The 16,619-nt window shown below is 64.0% G+C and carries 14 protein-coding genes; all 14 read right to left on the bottom strand.

Going from position 1 to position 16,619, the window contains the following annotated elements; translation table 11 throughout:
- Window positions 1–126 precede the first annotated feature (126 nt).
- Genes pseI through rfbF form a run of 14 tightly spaced genes read right to left on the bottom strand, consistent with a single transcriptional unit; the run spans window position 127 to window position 15,506 of the window.
- Window positions 127–1,179 (bottom strand): pseudaminic acid synthase, encoded by a 1,053-nt coding sequence (gene pseI, locus NPS29_RS10165; RefSeq protein ID WP_274132360.1) that lies wholly within the window; start codon window positions 1,177–1,179, stop codon window positions 127–129.
- Window positions 1,172–2,674, bottom strand: coding sequence for a UDP-2,4-diacetamido-2,4,6-trideoxy-beta-L-altropyranose hydrolase (gene pseG / locus NPS29_RS10160; protein WP_274132359.1), 1,503 nt, complete (start codon window positions 2,672–2,674; stop codon window positions 1,172–1,174). Before pseG ends, pseI begins: the two co-directional genes overlap by 8 nt.
- Entirely contained in the window at window positions 2,671–3,372 is a 702-nt protein-coding gene (gene pseF, locus NPS29_RS10155) for a pseudaminic acid cytidylyltransferase (protein WP_274132358.1), read from the bottom strand. The genes pseG and pseF overlap by 4 nt, the downstream gene beginning before the upstream one ends.
- On the bottom strand, window positions 3,369–3,989 hold the full coding sequence (locus NPS29_RS10150; protein WP_274132357.1) for a pseudaminic acid biosynthesis-associated methylase: 621 nt from the start codon (window positions 3,987–3,989) through the stop codon (window positions 3,369–3,371). The genes pseF and NPS29_RS10150 overlap by 4 nt, the downstream gene beginning before the upstream one ends.
- A 12-nt stretch (window positions 3,990–4,001) precedes the next feature.
- Window positions 4,002–5,168 carry a UDP-4-amino-4,6-dideoxy-N-acetyl-beta-L-altrosamine transaminase gene (gene pseC / locus NPS29_RS10145; RefSeq protein ID WP_274132356.1) on the bottom strand — a complete coding sequence of 389 codons (1,167 nt, stop codon included), beginning with the start codon at window positions 5,166–5,168 and terminating at the stop codon, window positions 4,002–4,004.
- Window positions 5,165–6,166 (bottom strand): UDP-N-acetylglucosamine 4,6-dehydratase (inverting), encoded by a 1,002-nt coding sequence (gene pseB, locus NPS29_RS10140; RefSeq protein WP_274132355.1) that lies wholly within the window; start codon window positions 6,164–6,166, stop codon window positions 5,165–5,167. The genes pseC and pseB overlap by 4 nt, the downstream gene beginning before the upstream one ends.
- A gap of 25 nt (window positions 6,167–6,191) precedes the next feature.
- On the bottom strand, window positions 6,192–9,137 hold the full coding sequence (locus NPS29_RS10135; protein ID WP_274132354.1) for a glycosyltransferase family 2 protein: 2,946 nt from the start codon (window positions 9,135–9,137) through the stop codon (window positions 6,192–6,194).
- Window positions 9,138–9,195: 58 nt separating this feature from the next.
- Complete coding sequence (locus tag NPS29_RS10130) at window positions 9,196–9,930, bottom strand: cephalosporin hydroxylase family protein (RefSeq protein ID WP_274132353.1); 735 nt, start codon at window positions 9,928–9,930, stop codon at window positions 9,196–9,198.
- Window positions 9,927–11,021: a class I SAM-dependent methyltransferase gene (locus tag NPS29_RS10125; RefSeq protein ID WP_274132352.1), complete on the bottom strand. Its 1,095-nt coding sequence runs from the start codon at window positions 11,019–11,021 to the stop codon at window positions 9,927–9,929. The genes NPS29_RS10130 and NPS29_RS10125 overlap by 4 nt, the downstream gene beginning before the upstream one ends.
- Window positions 11,011–11,883 carry an NAD-dependent epimerase/dehydratase family protein gene (locus NPS29_RS10120; RefSeq protein WP_274132351.1) on the bottom strand — a complete coding sequence of 291 codons (873 nt, stop codon included), beginning with the start codon at window positions 11,881–11,883 and terminating at the stop codon, window positions 11,011–11,013. Before NPS29_RS10120 ends, NPS29_RS10125 begins: the two co-directional genes overlap by 11 nt.
- Entirely contained in the window at window positions 11,880–13,115 is a 1,236-nt protein-coding gene (locus NPS29_RS10115; protein ID WP_274132350.1) for a class I SAM-dependent methyltransferase, read from the bottom strand. The genes NPS29_RS10120 and NPS29_RS10115 overlap by 4 nt, the downstream gene beginning before the upstream one ends.
- Window positions 13,112–13,672: a dTDP-4-dehydrorhamnose 3,5-epimerase family protein gene (locus NPS29_RS10110; RefSeq protein ID WP_274132349.1), complete on the bottom strand. Its 561-nt coding sequence runs from the start codon at window positions 13,670–13,672 to the stop codon at window positions 13,112–13,114. The genes NPS29_RS10115 and NPS29_RS10110 overlap by 4 nt, the downstream gene beginning before the upstream one ends.
- Window positions 13,669–14,751, bottom strand: coding sequence for a CDP-glucose 4,6-dehydratase (rfbG, locus tag NPS29_RS10105; protein ID WP_274132348.1), 1,083 nt, complete (start codon window positions 14,749–14,751; stop codon window positions 13,669–13,671). The genes NPS29_RS10110 and rfbG overlap by 4 nt, the downstream gene beginning before the upstream one ends.
- Complete coding sequence (gene rfbF / locus NPS29_RS10100) at window positions 14,733–15,506, bottom strand: glucose-1-phosphate cytidylyltransferase (RefSeq protein ID WP_274132347.1); 774 nt, start codon at window positions 15,504–15,506, stop codon at window positions 14,733–14,735. The genes rfbG and rfbF overlap by 19 nt, the downstream gene beginning before the upstream one ends.
- Window positions 15,507–16,619: the final 1,113 nt, after the last annotated feature.

Genomic DNA, 16,619 nt, shown 5'->3' with positions numbered 1-16,619 from the left:
TCCTGTGGGAGCGGGCTCGCCCGCGAAGGGGAATATCAGGCACCATCACGCTGTCCGGGCCACCGCCTTCGCGGGCAAGCCCGCTCCCACAGTTTTATGATCGTAATCCGCAGTGGCCTCGGGCGATCAGCCAACGATGTCCCAGCTAAGTGCCGTTCCGCGCTTGATCGGCTGGCGCGCCTTGCGGCCGAGCACGGTGTCGATGTGTTTGGGCGCCAGGCCGAGGCCGGGCCGGATGGCGCGGACGTTGTCGGGGCTGAAGACTTCGCCCTCGGCCATGTCCCTGACCACGTACAATGAGCGCCGGAACACCAGGGACTTCTGCTCAGCCTGGGTCGCGCCGTAGCGCACCTGTCCAAGCCCCTGCCAGGCACGTTCGGTTTCGATCACCAGGCTTGCCATTTCGGCAGGCTCCAGGGAAAAACTCGCGTCCACCCCGCCGTCTGCACGGTCGAGGGTGAAGTGCTTTTCGATCACCGTTGCACCCATCGCCACCGCCGCGACAGACACCCCGACCCCCATGGTGTGATCGGACAGGCCCACCTGGCAGCCAAACAACCCGGCCAGATGGGGAATGGTGCGAATATGACTGTTCTCGGGCGATGCCGGATAGGTGCTGGTGCATTTGAGCAGCACCAGATCCTTGCATCCGGCCTGGCGGGCAGCACGCACGCTTTCGTCGAGTTCGGCGAGGCTGGCCATGCCGGTGGAGATAATCATCGGCTTGCCGGTGGCCGCCACTTTGCGGATCAGCGGAATGTCGGTGTTCTCGAAACTGGCGATTTTGTACGCCGGCACGTCCAGGCCTTCGAGAAAGTCCACCGCCGTCTCGTCGAACGGCGTGGAAAACGCCAGCATCCCCAGCGCCCTGGCGCGCTCGAAGATCGGCGCATGCCATTCCCACGGCGTGTGGGCCTTTTGATACAGGGCATACAGCGAGGACCCCGCCCACAGGCTGTTGGGGTCCTTGATGAAGAACTCGCCTTCGGCAATGTCCAGGGTCATGGTGTCGGCGGTGTAGGTTTGCAGCTTGAGCGCATGGGCCCCGGCCTTCGCGGCGGCGTCAACGATACGCAGCGCCTGATCGAGGGACTGGTTGTGGTTGCCGCTCATTTCGGCGATGACAAAGGGCGCCGCATCGGGGCCGATGGTTCTTGAACCGATCTTGAAGCTATTCATCGCTGATCACTCGCTGGTATTGCTGGCCGGCCTGCAGATAACCGGCCTTGGTAAAAAGAGAATGGGAGGCGCTGTTGGCGTCCATCACCTGCGCCGCGATCATGCGGACCTGCGGCCAGTGGCGGTGCAGGAAACGCTCCCCGCTGTTCAGGAGTGCCGCGCCCCAACCCACGCCGGTCTGCCCCTCGAACAGATAGATCGAGACCTCGGCCGTTGCGCCCTGTAGATCGTAGCGCACCACGCCAACCGGCCCCTGGGCGGTTTCGGCGATCAGGATCAGCCGTTGCGGGTTCTCCAGGCTGCGTGCCAGCCAGGCCACGTGGGCATCCCAGTCGATCGGCTCGGGGTTGAACGACCAACGGCGCACATGCTCTGCATTGCGGCCTTCGAAGAGTAAAGCGGCGTCCAGTCCAGTGGCCTGGCGCAGTTCCAGCAACGGCGCCATCAGCGCCACGGCCAGCCGCCGGGCACCGTTGCCGTCCACCAGTGCGCGAGAGTGCATGGCATAGCTGCGGCGCAGTTCCTGGTCGTCACGCAGCGTCGAAATGGCCTGCATCAAGCGCTGCGGATCCAGCGTTTCGTGGGGCCCCAGATACAGGTGCCCGCCCGCCTCGGCCATCAGTTGCGCATTGAGCTGCTGATTGTTGGCGACCGAGATGCAGATCGTCGGCAAGCCCAGCGCCGCCCGCTCCCAGGTGGTGCCGCCGCCCGCCCCGATGAACAGATCGACCTGTTGCATCAGGCCGAGAAAATCACTCACCAGCGTGTGCAATCGCCAGTTCGGACGGGACTCGACCAACGCCCACATAGCGTCCCACTCGGGGTTGTGCAGCCCGGCGACGAAGTCCACTTCAAGATCGTCGAACCCCTGCAGCGCCAGCATCGTGGCATAGACCTGCCGCGCTGCATCGAAGCCGCCGAAGTTGACCATCACCCGCTTGACCACAGGCTTGATGGCGATGGCCTCGCATCGAAATTCGTCGCGCATCAGCGCGTAGTGCGGGCCCAGGAAGGTGCGGCAGTCGGCATCGACCCAACGCGCATAGGGCCGCTCCTGGGCCTGTGCGCTGTAGTTCTGATCGAGCAGCACGTCCACCGCGTGGGGCCGGTTGGCCAGGTCGTCGATGGCCATCAGCCGGTCGGCGAATTGACGGGCTGCCTTTTCCCACCGCGCATCCAGACCGTAATGGTCGACGATGAGCCAGTCGAAGCGTGGTTGCTCGCCAAGCGCCTGCGCCAGCGCATCGATGTCGGCCTGCCACGGCAGAGAGGCTTCGATGTCCACCCCGCCTTGCTCCTGAGGGTAGCGCTCGGGCAAGCCATGGGCGACGTAGCCCTCATCGGTCAGGCGTTGCAGCAGATGGCCCGGCAGTTGCCGGCAGGCGAACGCCACCTCGGCGCCGTCCTTGCGCAGCACCTTGGCCAGGGTCAGGCAGCGGGCGATATGGCCGCTGCCGATGTTGATCGAGGCGTCGGCGCGAATCAGCACTCTCATGAATCGAGTTCTCCCCCCGCCTTGAGCGCGGCATACAGGTATTCGGCGCGCAGCCAGTCTTCTTCGTTATCGATGTCCTGAACCAGATGCCGGGGCAGGATCACCGGCAGGCTCGCCTCGGAAAACAGCAGGTCACCGCGCAGCCAAGCCTCGGTACGCCCCCAGTAGAACTGCCCGGCGTCCTGATACGCCACCGGCAGGTCCTGTGAGCGAACATTACGGAATTCAGGGTACAACGCTTGCAGCGCGCCACTGTCGTTGAGCGTCAGCGCGCGCTGGATCGGAAAGCCGAAGCTGCACACCGAGAACGCATAGGATTTGTCCGGTGCCGCCTCGAGCAGTTCAAGCCCCTGACGCAGGAAGCGCGCCTGCAATAAGGGCGCGGTGGCGTAGATGCAGCAGGTATAATCGAAGCGCTGCCCCATCGCGCCGATGGCATGTTCGATCACCTGTGCGGTGCCGGTGTAAGCGTCGGCCAGTTGCGCCGGGCGCATGAACGGCACCTGCGCACCGCAGGCCCGCGCGACCTCGGCGATTTCTTCGTCATCGGTGCTGACCACCACTGCATCGAACACCCCTGAAGCGAGCGCCGTGCGGATGGAACCTGCGATCATGGGTTCGCCGTTGAACAGCTTTATGTTCTTGCGCGCGATCCGCTGGCTGCCACCGCGTGCCGGAATGATCGCCACGGCACTCACGAACGTTTTTCCAGCAAGAACCAGGTGATGTCGTCCACCGGAAACTGCGGATCGCGGTGATAGCCGAAGCCGTAGTCGACAAGCTGCAGATCGGCGAAACGATCCAGCATCTCCCCGGCGAAATCGCGCTTGAACAGCTTGCCGCTGTTGCCGCGATAAGCGACCTCCACCGGCGCACGGTTGTAGTACTCGGCAATCAGCACATAGCGCTTGCTCAGGTGATAGAGCTGGTCATAGGCCTGGCTCAACAGCTCGGGTGCCAGGTGAATCAGCACGCCCTTGCTCAGCGTCAGGTCGTACTGGCGCTCGCGGGGGAAGTCGAACAGCGAACCGTGCCAGACGCTGGCGATCTCCAGTGCCTGGGCCTGGGCGTGGGCCATGGCGTTGATCTCGACACCTGCCAGTTCGCAACCCGGCAACAACTGACGCAGGGCCTGCAGGTTGTTGCCGGTGTTGGTGCCCAGTTCCAGCAGCGAACCGAGCTTCTGGGTCCGGCCCAACGCCTTGGCGAACAGCGCAAGGTTGGCCGAGATCAGCGCCTGGCCCTGGTTGCGCCCCACGTATTGGTCGCCGAAGTCGCCTTGCCAGAATTGCTCTTGTTCAGTCAGTTCACGCATATGCTGCATCCATCAATCTGAGGTAACCAGCAGCGTCTTGAGCTGCCCGATCACGAAGTCTTGTTGTTCGTGCGTCATGGCCGGGAACAGCGGCAGGCTGATGGCCTGGGCGTAGTAGGCTTCGGCCTCGGGGAAGTCTCCGGCGATGAACCCCAGGTCCCGATAATACGGCTGCAGGTGCACGGGGATGTAATGCACGTTGACCCCGACGCCGGCGGCGCGCAAGCCTTCGAACACTTCGCGGTGGCTCACGGCCAGGCGCTGCGTCTGCAAACGTACCACGTAGAGGTGCCAGGCCGATTCGGCGTCGGCCTGCGCCGTTGGCAGGTCAAGGGGCAGGTCCGCCAGCAACTGCTGATAACGCGCTGCCAGTTCACGCCGGCGCGCCAGGAAGCCATCGAGCTTGCCCAGTTGCGACAGCCCGAGCGCTGCCTGCATGTCGGTGATGCGGTAATTGAAGCCCAGTTCCACCTGCTGGTAATACCAGGGGCCGTGGCTGGGTTCGTCCATCTGTGCAGGGTCGCGGGTCATGCCGTGGCTGCGCAGGCGGCGCAGGCGCTCGGCCAGTTCTGGGCGATTGGTCAGCACCAGCCCGCCCTCCCCGGTGGTGATGATTTTCACCGGATGAAAGCTGAACACCGTCATGTCGGCGAACTCGCCACAGCCCACCGGCCGTCCGGCGTACCGGGCGCCGACAGCGTGTGAGGCGTCTTCGATGACGATGAAACCATAGGTCCTTGCCAGCTCGGCAATCGCCCGCATGTCGCAGCTCTGGCCCGAGAAGGCCACTGCCACCAGCACCTTGGGCAGCTTGCCGATGCGCTCGGCGGCACGCAGCTTGTGCTCAAGGGCGTTGACGTCGAGGTTCCAGGTCAAGGGGTCGATGTCGACGAAATCGACATCGGCGCCGCAGTAACGCCCGCAGTTGGCCGAGGCCAGAAAGGTGTTGGGGCTGGTCCACAACGCATCCCCTTCCCCTAGCCCTGCGGCCAGGCAGGCGATGTGCAAGGCTGCGGTGGCGTTGCTGACAGCGATGCCGAAGCCGGCTTCGCAACGCTCGGCCATGGCTGCTTCGAAGCGCTCGATGGTCGGGCCCTGGGTCAGCCAGTCCGATTGCAGCACAGCCACCACCGCGTCGATGTCGGCCTGATCCAGGCTCTGCCGCCCGTAGGGAATCATGGCGTGATGCCGGCGTGCAGGTCGCCGATCTGTTTGACCGACATGAAATCCGGATTGGTGTCGGAGCGGTACTCGAAGTCATCGGCCACGGCACGCCCGGCGGCTCCGGTCGCATCGATGGTGAAATCGGTGTCCACGTTGTTGAAGCGGATCGACGGCACGATGGTGTAGTGATCGTCGAATTCCAGGGTCATGCGCGCATCGTCCTGGGGCACCATCAGTTCGTGCAGTTTCTCGCCGGGACGAATGCCCACCACCTTGTGCGGCAGGTCAGCGGCCATGGCCTGGGCCAGATCAACGATGCGCACCGACGGAATCTTGGGCACGAACACTTCGCCGCCGTGCATGCGCTCGAAGCTCTGCATGACGAAATCCACGCCGTGGTCCAGGGTGATCCAGAAGCGCGTCATGCGCGGGTCGGTGATCGGCAGCTCCTTCGCGCCGCCTGCGATCAGCTTGTTGAAAAACGGCACGATCGAACCCCGCGAGCCTGCCACGTTGCCGTAGCGCACCACGGCAAAGCGGGTCTGCTCCTCACCGCCGATGTTGTTGGCGGCAACGAACAGCTTGTCCGACAGCAACTTGGTCGCGCCGTACAGGTTGATCGGGCTGGCGGCCTTGTCGGTGGACAGCGCGACGACTTTCTTCACGCCGTTGGCAATGGCTGCCGCGATGATGTTCTCGGCGCCGTTGACGTTGGTGCGGATGAATTCGGTCGGGTTGTATTCCGCTGCGGGCACGTGCTTGAGCGCGGCGGCATGGACCACATAGTCGATGCCGCGCATGCCTTGCACCAGCCGCTCGGCATCGCGCACGTCGCCCAGGAAATAACGCATGCAGGGTGCGTTGAATTCCTGCTGCATCTCGTACTGCTTGAGCTCGTCGCGGGAAAACACCACCACTCGCCGCGGCTGGTAACGCGCCAGCAGCGTGCGGATGAACTGGCGACCGAACGAGCCGGTCGCGCCTGAGATGAACACTGATTTGCCGTTGAACATGAGTGCGTCCTTTTTTCCCGTGCGACTACGCCAGGAATTCCTGCCAGTGGGCACCGCTGGCCTGACCGAGAGAATAGGCCTTGCCGGTCAGTGCCAGATTGGGGTTGTAGGCCGGGTCCCGGGCGAAGGCGTCAGCCCATTTCTCCCGCAGCGCCGCCAGGGCCTCGGGGGCATCGGGCAGCACGCCCGGGTGGGTGAGTTGCACCTGCGGCGTCCAGACCAGCAGATAACCTGCCTGGGCGACTTTCAGGCTCAGGTCGACGTCGGCAAAGGCCTCGGCCAACGGGCCTTCGTCCAGCCCGCCCACGGCATCGAATACCTCCTTGCGCACCATCATGCAGGTGCCGGAAAGCGCCGAGTGATTCTGTTCGACCACCGCGCGGTACATGTAGCCGTCTTCGTCCTTGCCCTGGCCCACGAACGGTGAACCAATGCCGCCGTCGAAGCCCAGCAGCAGCCCTCCCTGGGTGACCTTGCCGTCTTCGTCCAGCAGTTTCGCGCCCACCGCACCCACTTCGGCGCGCAGGCCCTGGTTGAGCAGCGAGCCCAGCCAGTTGGGGCTGATGAGTTGGGCATCGGCCGCCATCAGCACCAGATACTCGCCGTTGGTCTGGGCGGCAACCGTGTTGACGAATGCGCCATGGCTCAGGCCATCGCGGTTGGCGACCACCTGCACCTGAGCTGCGATCTTGCCCTGCTCGTTCAGCCAGGCAGCCAGCTCGACTTCCTGCGCCGGCGCCACCGCCACCAGCACCTCGTACAGGCTGTAGCGGGTGCGCTGCAGGATGCTGGTCAGGCAGTCCTGCAACGCCGGCAGCCCGGCCTCGCCGTTGAGAATGATCGACACCAGTGGTCGCGCGGTATGACGGTAGTCGATCTGATAGACACCCGGTTGCGAGGAGCTGATCAACGCTTTGTAACCACGGGCCGACAGGTGACGGCTCAGGGCCATGCGCTCCTGTTCATTGTCCTTCATGGGCTGTGCGTGACAGATCAGCAGCGGCTCGTCCAGATGGGCCAGGCCGTTCATGCCCTCCTCCTCGACCAGGCGCAGCAGCAGGTCGAATTCCAGCGCCTCGCTGAAGTCTGCCGAGTAGCCACCGACATCCAGCAGCACATCACGGCGCACCAGCCAGTGGCGGGCCATTACCGACGGCACCGCTTGCAGCAGGTCGAAGTTGAAACCGGGGCGCAGGACATCGGCCAGCGCATGGCTTTCCAGACGCTGGACTTCGTCCACGGACACCGCGCGACATCCAGGCGCGCCTTGCAGCTCGAGGCTCGCGCGCACCAGGCCGCCGGGGGTGAACACATCGCCCACCTGCGCCAGCATTACCCAGTCGCACTCGGTCTGGCGCGCCATCTGGTTGAGTTTGTCGACGTAGTTGTTGCGGGTCACTTCGACGAAATGCAGGGTGTTGTTGACCGCCGTGGCGGCTGGCGGCTCACCGGTGGTGAAGACCACGATCTTGAAGCGCTTGCAGTAGCCTTCGACCAGGCTGTCGAGGGTGGCCTGCAACTGCTCCATGTCGTTGTCCAGGTCCAGCAGGAACAGACCGAACTGCGGCCCGCCGCCCAGCTCTGCCAGGTGCTGGCCCAGCGCTGCGCCTTGCGCTGCATCCGGGCTGCGCTCTTGCAGCCACTTGAGGACACGGCCCGACTGCATGCTGTCGAATGTCTTGCGGTAATCGTATTCCGGGGCGGCGGCCAGGCGTTCGGCCCAGGCGGCCATGGTCAGCGCGTCTTCGCGGGCTTCTTCCACCCCCGCTTCGCTCTGCTGGCTCAGGCGCAGCGCCAGGGCGTTGACCACTTCGCGATTGAACGGGCTGAGTTCCACCGCCTGCCACAACCGGTTGAGGATGGTTTCGAGCACGTCATTGTCGTGGATCTGCAGCAACGCCTGTTGCCGCACCCACACGCCTTCGAGTTCTGCCAGTTGCAGGTGCCCGGCAGGCATCGCGTGCAGGAGAAATTCATACTCGGCCAGGGTGTCGAAGAACGGCTTGTTGTAGAACGGCATCTCGACGTACTGACGCGGCCCGAAGGTGCGGTCAGGCGGCAACAGCGGGTCAGTCCAGACCGAGCGGAAGATCGGCTCGATGGTCAGCGACGCGCGTTCGCGCAAGCCCTGGGCCATGGCATCGAACGCGCGCAGGGCGATCTGCTTGCCGTGCTCGGCGTCGCTGGCGACCACCTGGGTCGGCAACGCGGCAAGAAACTCGGCATAGGCCTCGCGCTCGGCGACGGTCTTGGGGTCCAGGTAGCTGAGTTTGTGGTAGACGTCGGTGCGGTGCTCGGACTCGCCGACGTTGACCTCGCGCACCACGTAGGGAATCGGCAGCACACGTGCCTTGCCGCGCGCCAGCAGGTAGTACACGTGACCGATTTCCATCCACTCGAAGCCACGATCGGGCATCGCCTCGAAGAAGTCCTTGAGCAGCCCGGTGCGGGTCACGGCGTAGAACGGCGGCAGGTACTGCCCCATGTACGAGACGATGCGGTCTTCGGCGCTCTCGTCGTCGTAGTCTTCGCGCACCTTCTTGTCCCGGCGCAGGTAGCCGACGCTGTTGGCCTGCGACACGTACATCATGCAATAGCCGTGGCACAGGCCGTAGTCGGGGTTGCTCTCCAGGAACGCCAGGGTCTGGTGCAGGGAGTCATGCACGATGAAATCGTCGTCGGCGGCCAGCACCATGTACGGCGTTTCGACCAGCCCGACGCCGTGGGCCAGCTTGGCCTGGAAGCCCCAGTAGGCGAATTGCGAGACGTGCCGGTAGTCCACGAACGGATGGCGGGTCTCGGCGCTATCCAACGCCTGGGTGGACGAGTCCAGCACCAGCACACGGCACGACAGCGCGCTGTAATAGGCCATGGCCCGGCGCAGGAACGCCGGGCGGTTGTGACTGAGCAATACCACTGTCAGCAGCTCGTTGAGCGAGGCTGCCACTTCCAGACTGTTACGACCTTTCATACCTTCATCCTGACACTGACGAGCCGCTCGACCGAGGCGCAAGCTCTGAATTCATGGGTTAGCGAACGCGACGCAGGTAGCCGTCGGAGGCAACGGTGATCAGCAGCTTGTTCTGCACCGAAACGTCGATCTGGAAGTCGTCGTTTTCCTTGAGGTAGGCCCACACGGCGGTCTTGGGGTTGTCACCCTTGCCCCATGGACGGTCCGGAAAGGCGTCCTCGGGCATGTCTTCGACAACGGTGTCCATGACCACGCAATAGCTGTCGACCGACACCAGCGGCGCGTACAGGCGCAGTTCTTCGAGCACATGCTCGTGGGTGTGGTTGGAGTCCAGCACCACCATGACCTTCTTGCCGGCAACGCGCGCGCGGACCTGCTCGACCAGCGCAGGATCGATGCTCGAACCCTGGATCATGCTCACGCGGTGGCTCATCGGGTGGGCTTCGATCGCCTCGCGGTTGTGCTGGCGGATGTCGATATCGATGCCGATCACTTCACCGTGGCCGATCAACTGCAGCAGCGAGGCGTAGTAGAGGATCGAGCCGCCATGGGCGATGCCGGTTTCGATGATCACGTCCGGGCGCACTGCCCAGATCAGCTCCTGCATGGCGATCATGTCCTGCGGGGTCTGAATGATCGGACGGCCCATCCACGAGAAGTGGTAGGTGTACTTGTGCCTGGCCGACTCGTTGTAGAACTGCTGACCCAGCGCGACGAGGCTCTTGTCCTGGCCCTGGGCAGCCACTTCGGCCTTGCACTCTTCCTGAAACACTTGAGCGGGGTTTGTAGTCATTGGTTTGCAGCCTCGATCTGGGAATGGAAAACGGCGTCGTCCACGGCGTGATACACGCACGCGCCGCCCGTCATCCGTTTGATTTCTTCTAGGTAATTGGAATTCATCACGAACAGGTGCGTGCCCGCGGGCCAACTGCTCATGGCTTCTTCGGGAGATGACACGCGCAGCCCGCTGAGCGGCAGAAACTGCCCCTGCTTCTGTGGATTGATGTCCACCACGTAATCGACTTCGATGCCCATGCGTTGCAGGAACAGCGAGAAAATCACGCCCTTGGACGCCCCGCCCCACACCGCCACGCCCTTGTGCGGCGCGGCCTTGATCACCTCGATGGCGCGGTTCAGGCTGCTGTCGAAGGCCGCGGGCATGCTCACTGCGGTGGTGGCATTGGCGACGGGGCGGCGCAGGCTCGCAAGGTTGGCCACCACGTACAGGAACTGGCCGTTGAACAGGTAGCCGGACTCCTGGACGTTGCCGAACATCTGGCGCAAGTCTTCGAGGCGGAAGTAATTGACGTGTTCGTAGAACAGGTCGAACCAGGCGCGATGCTCCAGGATCCAGTCGAAGCATGGCACCTCGATGTAGATCTGGCCGCCATGGTTGGCCGCCGCGATTTGCGCCAGAAACGCCATGGGGTCCGGAATGTGTTCGAGCACGTGGCGCAGCACCACACCGTCGGCACGAATGCCCAGGCGCGGGTTGAAGGTGTCCTTGATCACCGCCGGGTTATCGCCCTCGTAGGCCGGGTCGACACCGCGAATGTCATAGCCCCTGCCAGCGAGCATCTCCAGAAAGTAACCCTTGCCGCAGCCGACTTCGACCAGCACCTTGCCGGTGAAATGACGCGCCAGGATGCCTTCCACGACCTCGAGATGCTGCTTGAACAGCGCCGAGTGGGCCTGCTCGTTCTGGTAGTTGCTGTCATAGATCAGCTTGGCCGGATCGAAGGCCTGGTTGTAGATCAGGCCGGTTTCCTCGTCCTGGACCAGCACCAGATCGGCCCTGCCCGACTGCCGCGCCGAGTGCGGTTCGGCGAAGGTGCGGTTCTGCAACACCGGCAGATCCGTCGCCCGATACAATTCACGCACCATCAGAGCCCCCTAACAATTGCTGCAGCCGATCCCGGGTGCCCCAGAACGCCATGGGTTCATGAGCCGAGTAGCCGTAATGGCCAAGGTTGAGTGAAATCTTTGCGCCGCGCGCCTGCAGGTAGTCCTCGACCAGCGCCCGCACCGACACGGGCCGGCCGCTGCAGCAATTGAACACGCCGGCGAACTGTGGATGCTCCAGCGCCGTCACCAGGCAGGCCGCCGCGTCTTCCACCGCCAGGTAGTCGCGCAGTTGATCCCCCGGGGACATGTCGAACTGTGTATCGCCAGCCTGGATGGCTCTCTCCAGGGCCGCCAGCAGGCTGTTGGGGTTCTGCCCTTCGCCGTGCAGGTAGAACAGCCGCGCCCACTGCAAGGTGAACGCTTCGGTGCGGCTCAGGGCTTCCAGAAACTGGCGCAGGGTGTTCTTGGCCAGGCCATAGGGATTGACGGGCTGGGCAAGCGTCGACTCGCTCAGCGGACCGCTCTGCAGCCCGTACTCGAAGCAGGTGCCGGTGACCAGAACCTGGCTCACACCGCTGCGCACCACCTGCTTGATGAAGGCGTAGTCGGCGGGCAGGTTGACCTCGAAATGAAACAGCCCCGCGTAGTTCGGCAGCCCCGGCCAGGCCAGGTGCATCAAGGCGTCGACGCCTTCGCTCAACGCAGGCACATCGGTGGCGGCGGCATGGATGTCCGCGGCGACGAATTCGACTGCGGCATCGCCATACCACGGCATGCTGCGTGCCTTGTCGGCATCACGGGCCACGGCACGCACGGCAAATCCGCGCGCCAGCAACGCCTTCACCACGTGCCGGCCGATGAAACCGGTCGCACCGGTCACCAGAACTGTTCGGTTGCTCACAGGAAGGTCAACTCCGGCACGGCAATCACGAAACGGCCGCCCCAACCGTGCACGTGGCTCTGCTGCTCGCCGATCTCCTTGAGCAGGTTCCACGGCAGCACCAGCACGTAGTCCGGCTTCTCGATGGCGATGCGTTCGGGGGAAACCACAGGGATGCGGCTACCCGGCAGGAATTTGCCCTGCTTGTGCGGATTGGCGTCGGCGACCCAGGCCAGCAGGTCCGGCTTCACGCCCGCATAGTTGAGCAAGGTGTTGCCCTTGGCCGCCGCACCGTAGCCCACCACGCGCTTGCCCTCTGCCTTGGCCTTGAGCAGGAAGCCCAGCAATTGATGCTTGATGCGTTCGGCCGCAGGCGCCAGGGATGCGTAGAACTGCGGCGTTTTCACCCCGGCGTCCAGCTCGGCCTGCAACTGCTGCGCGACCGCAGGCTGTACCGCTTGAGCGCCGGGCTGCGAGAGGCTGCCACGTTGCACGAAGACCCGCAGCGAGCCGCCATGGGTCTTGAGTGATTGCACATCGAAGACCTGCAGGCCGTTGCGCTCGCACAGGGTCTGCACGGCAGTCAACGACAGGTAGGAATAATGCTCGTGATACAGCGTGTCGAACTGCTGCCCGGCGATCAGCGCCAGCAGTTGCGGGAATTCGAAGGTGGCAACACCGGTTGGCTTGAGCAGCGTGGCGAACCCGCGCAGGAAGTCGTTGATGTCCGGCACATGGGCCAGCACGTTGTTGGCCGCCATCAGGTCCGCCGACCAGCCTTCGGCAACCAGGGCCTGCGCGGTGGCCTCGCCGAAAAACACCTCGCGGATTTCCAGGCCCTTCTCCCGCGCCGCCTCGGCGGTGCTGCGGGTCGGCTCGATGCCCAGGCAGCCGATGCCACGACCGGCCACGTACTGCAACAGGTAACCGTCGTTCGCAGCGATCTCGACCACGCGGCTGTCAGCGTTCAGCGCGAAGCGCTCAACCATCTGGCCCACGTACCGCTCGGCATGGGCCAGCCAGGAGCTGGAGAACGAGCTGAAATAGGCATAGTCGGCGTCGAACAGGCTTTCGGCGCTGGTGTAGTCATCGGTCTGCACCAGCCAGCACTGTTCGCACACATCGACCTTCAACGGCACCCACTGCTCGGCCTGGGTCAGTTGCTCGGGCCGCAGGTAGGCGTTGGACGGTGGCGCAGTGCCCAGATCGATCAGCGGCAGCGAAAGCTTCGCACCGCAACCACGGCAATTCATAAACGCACTCCAGCAAAAGTCGAGTCCAGCATTGGATGGCCAGCGTCGCGAGCCGACAGATTCTTGACAGGCAACGGCCAGGCAATGTCCAGCCGTGGGTCGTTTGCCGACAGACCGGCCTCATGCTCGGCCGAATAATCGGCGCTGTGCAGGTACAGAAGCTCGGCGTCGTCGGTCAACGCCTGGAATCCGTGGGCGAAGCCTGCAGGAATCAACAGGCTGCGCCCGTCGCCAGCTTCCAGTCGCTCGGCATGCCACTGCAAGAAGGTTGCCGAATCCGGGTTCAGGTCAACGGCCACATCCCAGACGGCGCCGCGCAGGCAGGTAATCAGCTTGGCTTCGGGGGCCTGGGCCTTCTGGTAATGCATGCCGCGCACCGTGCCCTGCTCGGTGGTGCGGGAATGGTTGATCTGGCGAATGTGAAAAGTCTGGCCGAACGCGGCCAGGCTGCCCTCGCAGAACAGCCGTGAAAACTGTCCGCGCTGATCGGCGTGGCGGCGGTGCTGGACGCTGAACAGCCCCTTGAGCGGCAAGGCGCGCAATTGCATGTCGATCATGTGCGCTCCATGTACTGGTTCAGTTGCGAGAGGGTGAAGTCGCGCATGTCTTCGCCGGCCTTCCACGCCAGGTGCCAGGCCAGGGTGTTCTGCAGGCACTGCTGCAAAGACCAGCGCGCTTGCCAGCCGAGCAACTGCCGCGCACGGCTGCTGTCCAGGCGCAACAGACCGGCTTCGTGCAGCTCGCTGGTTTCCACCCGTAGCCCCGGCGCCTGAGGCCAGTGGCTGGCGAGGGTCGCGACCACTTCGCCGACGGTGCACATGTCGCTGTCGCTGGGGCCGAAGTTCCACGCACCCGCCATCTGCGGGCCTTGCTCGAACAGCCCCTGGGCGAGCAGCAGATAACCCGCCAACGGCTCCAGAGCGTGTTGCCAGGGGCGCACGGCCTGCGGATAACGCAAGGTCACAGGCTCCCCCGCCGACCATGCCTTGAGCACATCGGGGATCAGGCGGTCGGCGGCGAAATCACCACCGCCCAGCACATTGCCCGCGCGGGCGGTGGCGATGGCCAGACCGTGCTCGGCGTATTTATCGGGATGAAAAAACGATGCGGCATAGGATTGCGCGAGCAATTCGCAGCACGCCTTGCTGCTGCTGTAGGGGTCATGGCCGCCCAGGGGCTCGTTCTCACGATAGGGCCACAGCCACTCCTGATTGGCGTACACCTTGTCGGTGGTCACCAGCACGCAGGCGCGCACGCAGCCAACCTGACGCACCGCTTCGAGCAGGTTGAGGGTACCCATGACGTTGCTCGAGTAGGTGCCCAACGGGTCGCGATAGCCTTCGCGCACCAGCGGCTGGGCCGCCAGGTGCAGGACGATTTCAGGCTCGACGTCTGCGATCACCTCCAGCAGTGCGCCGAGGTCGCGCAGGTCGCCACGGCGGTCGTCGATGCCTTCAGCCACACGGGCAAGCTCGAACAGGCTCGGCTCGGTGCCGGGGTCCAGGGCAAAGCCGGTCACCCGGGCACCGATGCTGCCCAGCCACAGCGCCAGCCAGCTGCCCTTGAAGCCTGTGTGTCCAGTGAGCAGGACACGCTTGCCCTGCCAGAACGCCGGGCTCAGCTCCACTGCTTCCATGGAGCCTCCCCGCTCTGCCAGAGTTCTTCGAGCTGATTCTTGTCGCGCAGGGTGTCCATCGGGTGCCAGAAACCTTCGTGCTGGTACGCGCGCAGTTGATCCTGGGCAGCCAGTTGCGCCAGCGGCTCGGATTCCCACGAGGTCATGTCATTGGCAATGAACGGCAGCACCCGGGGCGACAGCACGAAGAAGCCGCCGTTGATCCAGCCACCGTCGCCACGGGGCTTCTCGGTGAAACCCAGCACGCGGTCGCCATCGCGATCCAGCGCACCGTAGCGTCCTGGAGGCTGAACGGCGGTCACGGTGGCCATCTTGCCGTGGCCACGGTGGAAATCGACCAGCGCGCCGATGTTCAGGTCCGATACGCCGTCGCCATAGGTGAAGCAGAAGGCTTCTTCATCTTCGACGTAGCGCTGGGCACGACGCAGGCGGCCGCCGGTCATGGTGTCATCCCCGGTGTCGATCAGGGTGACGCGCCATGGCTCGCTGTAGTTCTGATGCACGTCCATGCGGTTGTTGCGCATGTCGAAGGTGACGTCGGAGGTGTGCAGGAAGTAGTTGGCGAAGAAATCCTTGATCGCATAGCCCTTGTAGCCCAGGCAGATCACGAAGTCGTGAATGCCGTGGGCGGAGTACTGCTTCATGATGTGCCAGAGAATTGGCTTTCCGCCGATCTCGATCATGGGCTTGGGTTTCAGATGCGACTCTTCGCTGATACGGGTACCGAGACCGCCCGCCAGAATTACTGCTTTCACTGCACTTCCCCTCATGTTTCGTTCAGGGCTCAAGCTGGCGCTCTTCGCGCCTCGCAGGCCGTCTGGACCAATCACCGAAATCGACATCGCACCGTGCAGGGCAACGCCTGGAATGCACGATTTATGGCGATATAAGGGAGGTCTTGCAGGAAGCGCGCCAGTTTTGCGGCGTCTGTTTTTCTGGCATACGACCGCTGACGCCGGCAAGCCGGACTGCTACCAAAAGCGTCGGAGGACGCGAGATCCGGGTACGCCGCCGGTCCGTAGCAGCACGGCCTGCCGGCGGAGGCGGCCGCGAGATCGACCCGCGGGCAAGCCCGGCTGCTACGGGATTGGGTGCACCCAGGAATTCGTGGATGTGCCGGCAATCTATGGTTGTGCCGAGAATCTGTGGTTGTGCCGACAATCTATGGTTGTGCCAGCAATCTGTGGGAGCGGGCTTGCCCGCGAATGCGTCAGACCTGACGTTTCGATATCGCCTGACCCACCGCTTTCGCGGGCAAGCCCGCTCCCACCATTCCGACCCACACAGAGATCTCCACCACCCCACAAACCCGTAGCAGCACGACTTGCCGGCGGGGGCGGCCGCGAGATCGCTGACGCCGGCAAGCCGGACTGCTACCAAAAGCGTCGGAGGACGCGGGATCCGGGTACGCCGCCGATCCGTAGCAGCACGGCTTGCCGGCGGGGGCGTCCGCAAGATCGACCCGCGGGCAAGCCCGGCTGCTACGGGATTGGGTGCACCCATGTATCCGAGAATGTGCCGGTAATCTATGGTTGTGCCGAGAATCTGTGGTTGTGCCGACAATCTATGGTTGTGCCAGCAATCTGTGGGAGCGGGCTTGCCCGCGAATGCGTCAGACCTGACGTTTCGATATCGCCTGACCCACCGCTTTCGCGGGCAAGCCCGCTCCCACCATTCCGACCCACACAGAGATCTCCACCACCCCACAAACCCGTAGCAGCACGGCTTGCCGGCGGGGGCGGCCGCGAGATCGCTGACGCCGGCAAGCCGGACTGCTACCAAAAGCGTCGGAGGACGCGGGATCCGGGTACGCCGCCGGTCCGTTGCGGCACGGCTTGCCGGCGGGGGCGTCCGCAAGATCGACCCGC

Origin of the sequence: Pseudomonas putida (genome assembly GCF_028682175.1) — a bacterium.
Taxonomy (GTDB): domain Bacteria; phylum Pseudomonadota; class Gammaproteobacteria; order Pseudomonadales; family Pseudomonadaceae; genus Aquipseudomonas; species Aquipseudomonas putida_AD.
Note: the sequence above shows the minus strand (reverse complement) of the source record. Positions and strands in the feature narration are given on the sequence as shown.

Coding starts and splice junctions, on each gene's coding strand:
- pseI (WP_274132360.1), bottom strand. CDS start 1,179: ATGAATAGCTTCAAGATCGGTTCAAGAACCATCGGCCCCGATGCGGCG.
- pseG (WP_274132359.1), bottom strand. CDS start 2,674: ATGAGAGTGCTGATTCGCGCCGACGCCTCGATCAACATCGGCAGCGGC.
- NPS29_RS10150 (WP_274132357.1), bottom strand. CDS start 3,989: ATGCGTGAACTGACTGAACAAGAGCAATTCTGGCAAGGCGACTTCGGC.
- pseC (WP_274132356.1), bottom strand. CDS start 5,168: ATGATTCCCTACGGGCGGCAGAGCCTGGATCAGGCCGACATCGACGCG.
- pseB (WP_274132355.1), bottom strand. CDS start 6,166: ATGTTCAACGGCAAATCAGTGTTCATCTCAGGCGCGACCGGCTCGTTC.
- NPS29_RS10135 (WP_274132354.1), bottom strand. CDS start 9,137: ATGAAAGGTCGTAACAGTCTGGAAGTGGCAGCCTCGCTCAACGAGCTG.
- NPS29_RS10130 (WP_274132353.1), bottom strand. CDS start 9,930: ATGACTACAAACCCCGCTCAAGTGTTTCAGGAAGAGTGCAAGGCCGAA.
- NPS29_RS10125 (WP_274132352.1), bottom strand. CDS start 11,021: ATGGTGCGTGAATTGTATCGGGCGACGGATCTGCCGGTGTTGCAGAAC.
- NPS29_RS10115 (WP_274132350.1), bottom strand. CDS start 13,115: ATGAATTGCCGTGGTTGCGGTGCGAAGCTTTCGCTGCCGCTGATCGAT.
- NPS29_RS10110 (WP_274132349.1), bottom strand. CDS start 13,672: ATGATCGACATGCAATTGCGCGCCTTGCCGCTCAAGGGGCTGTTCAGC.
- rfbG (WP_274132348.1), bottom strand. CDS start 14,751: ATGGAAGCAGTGGAGCTGAGCCCGGCGTTCTGGCAGGGCAAGCGTGTC.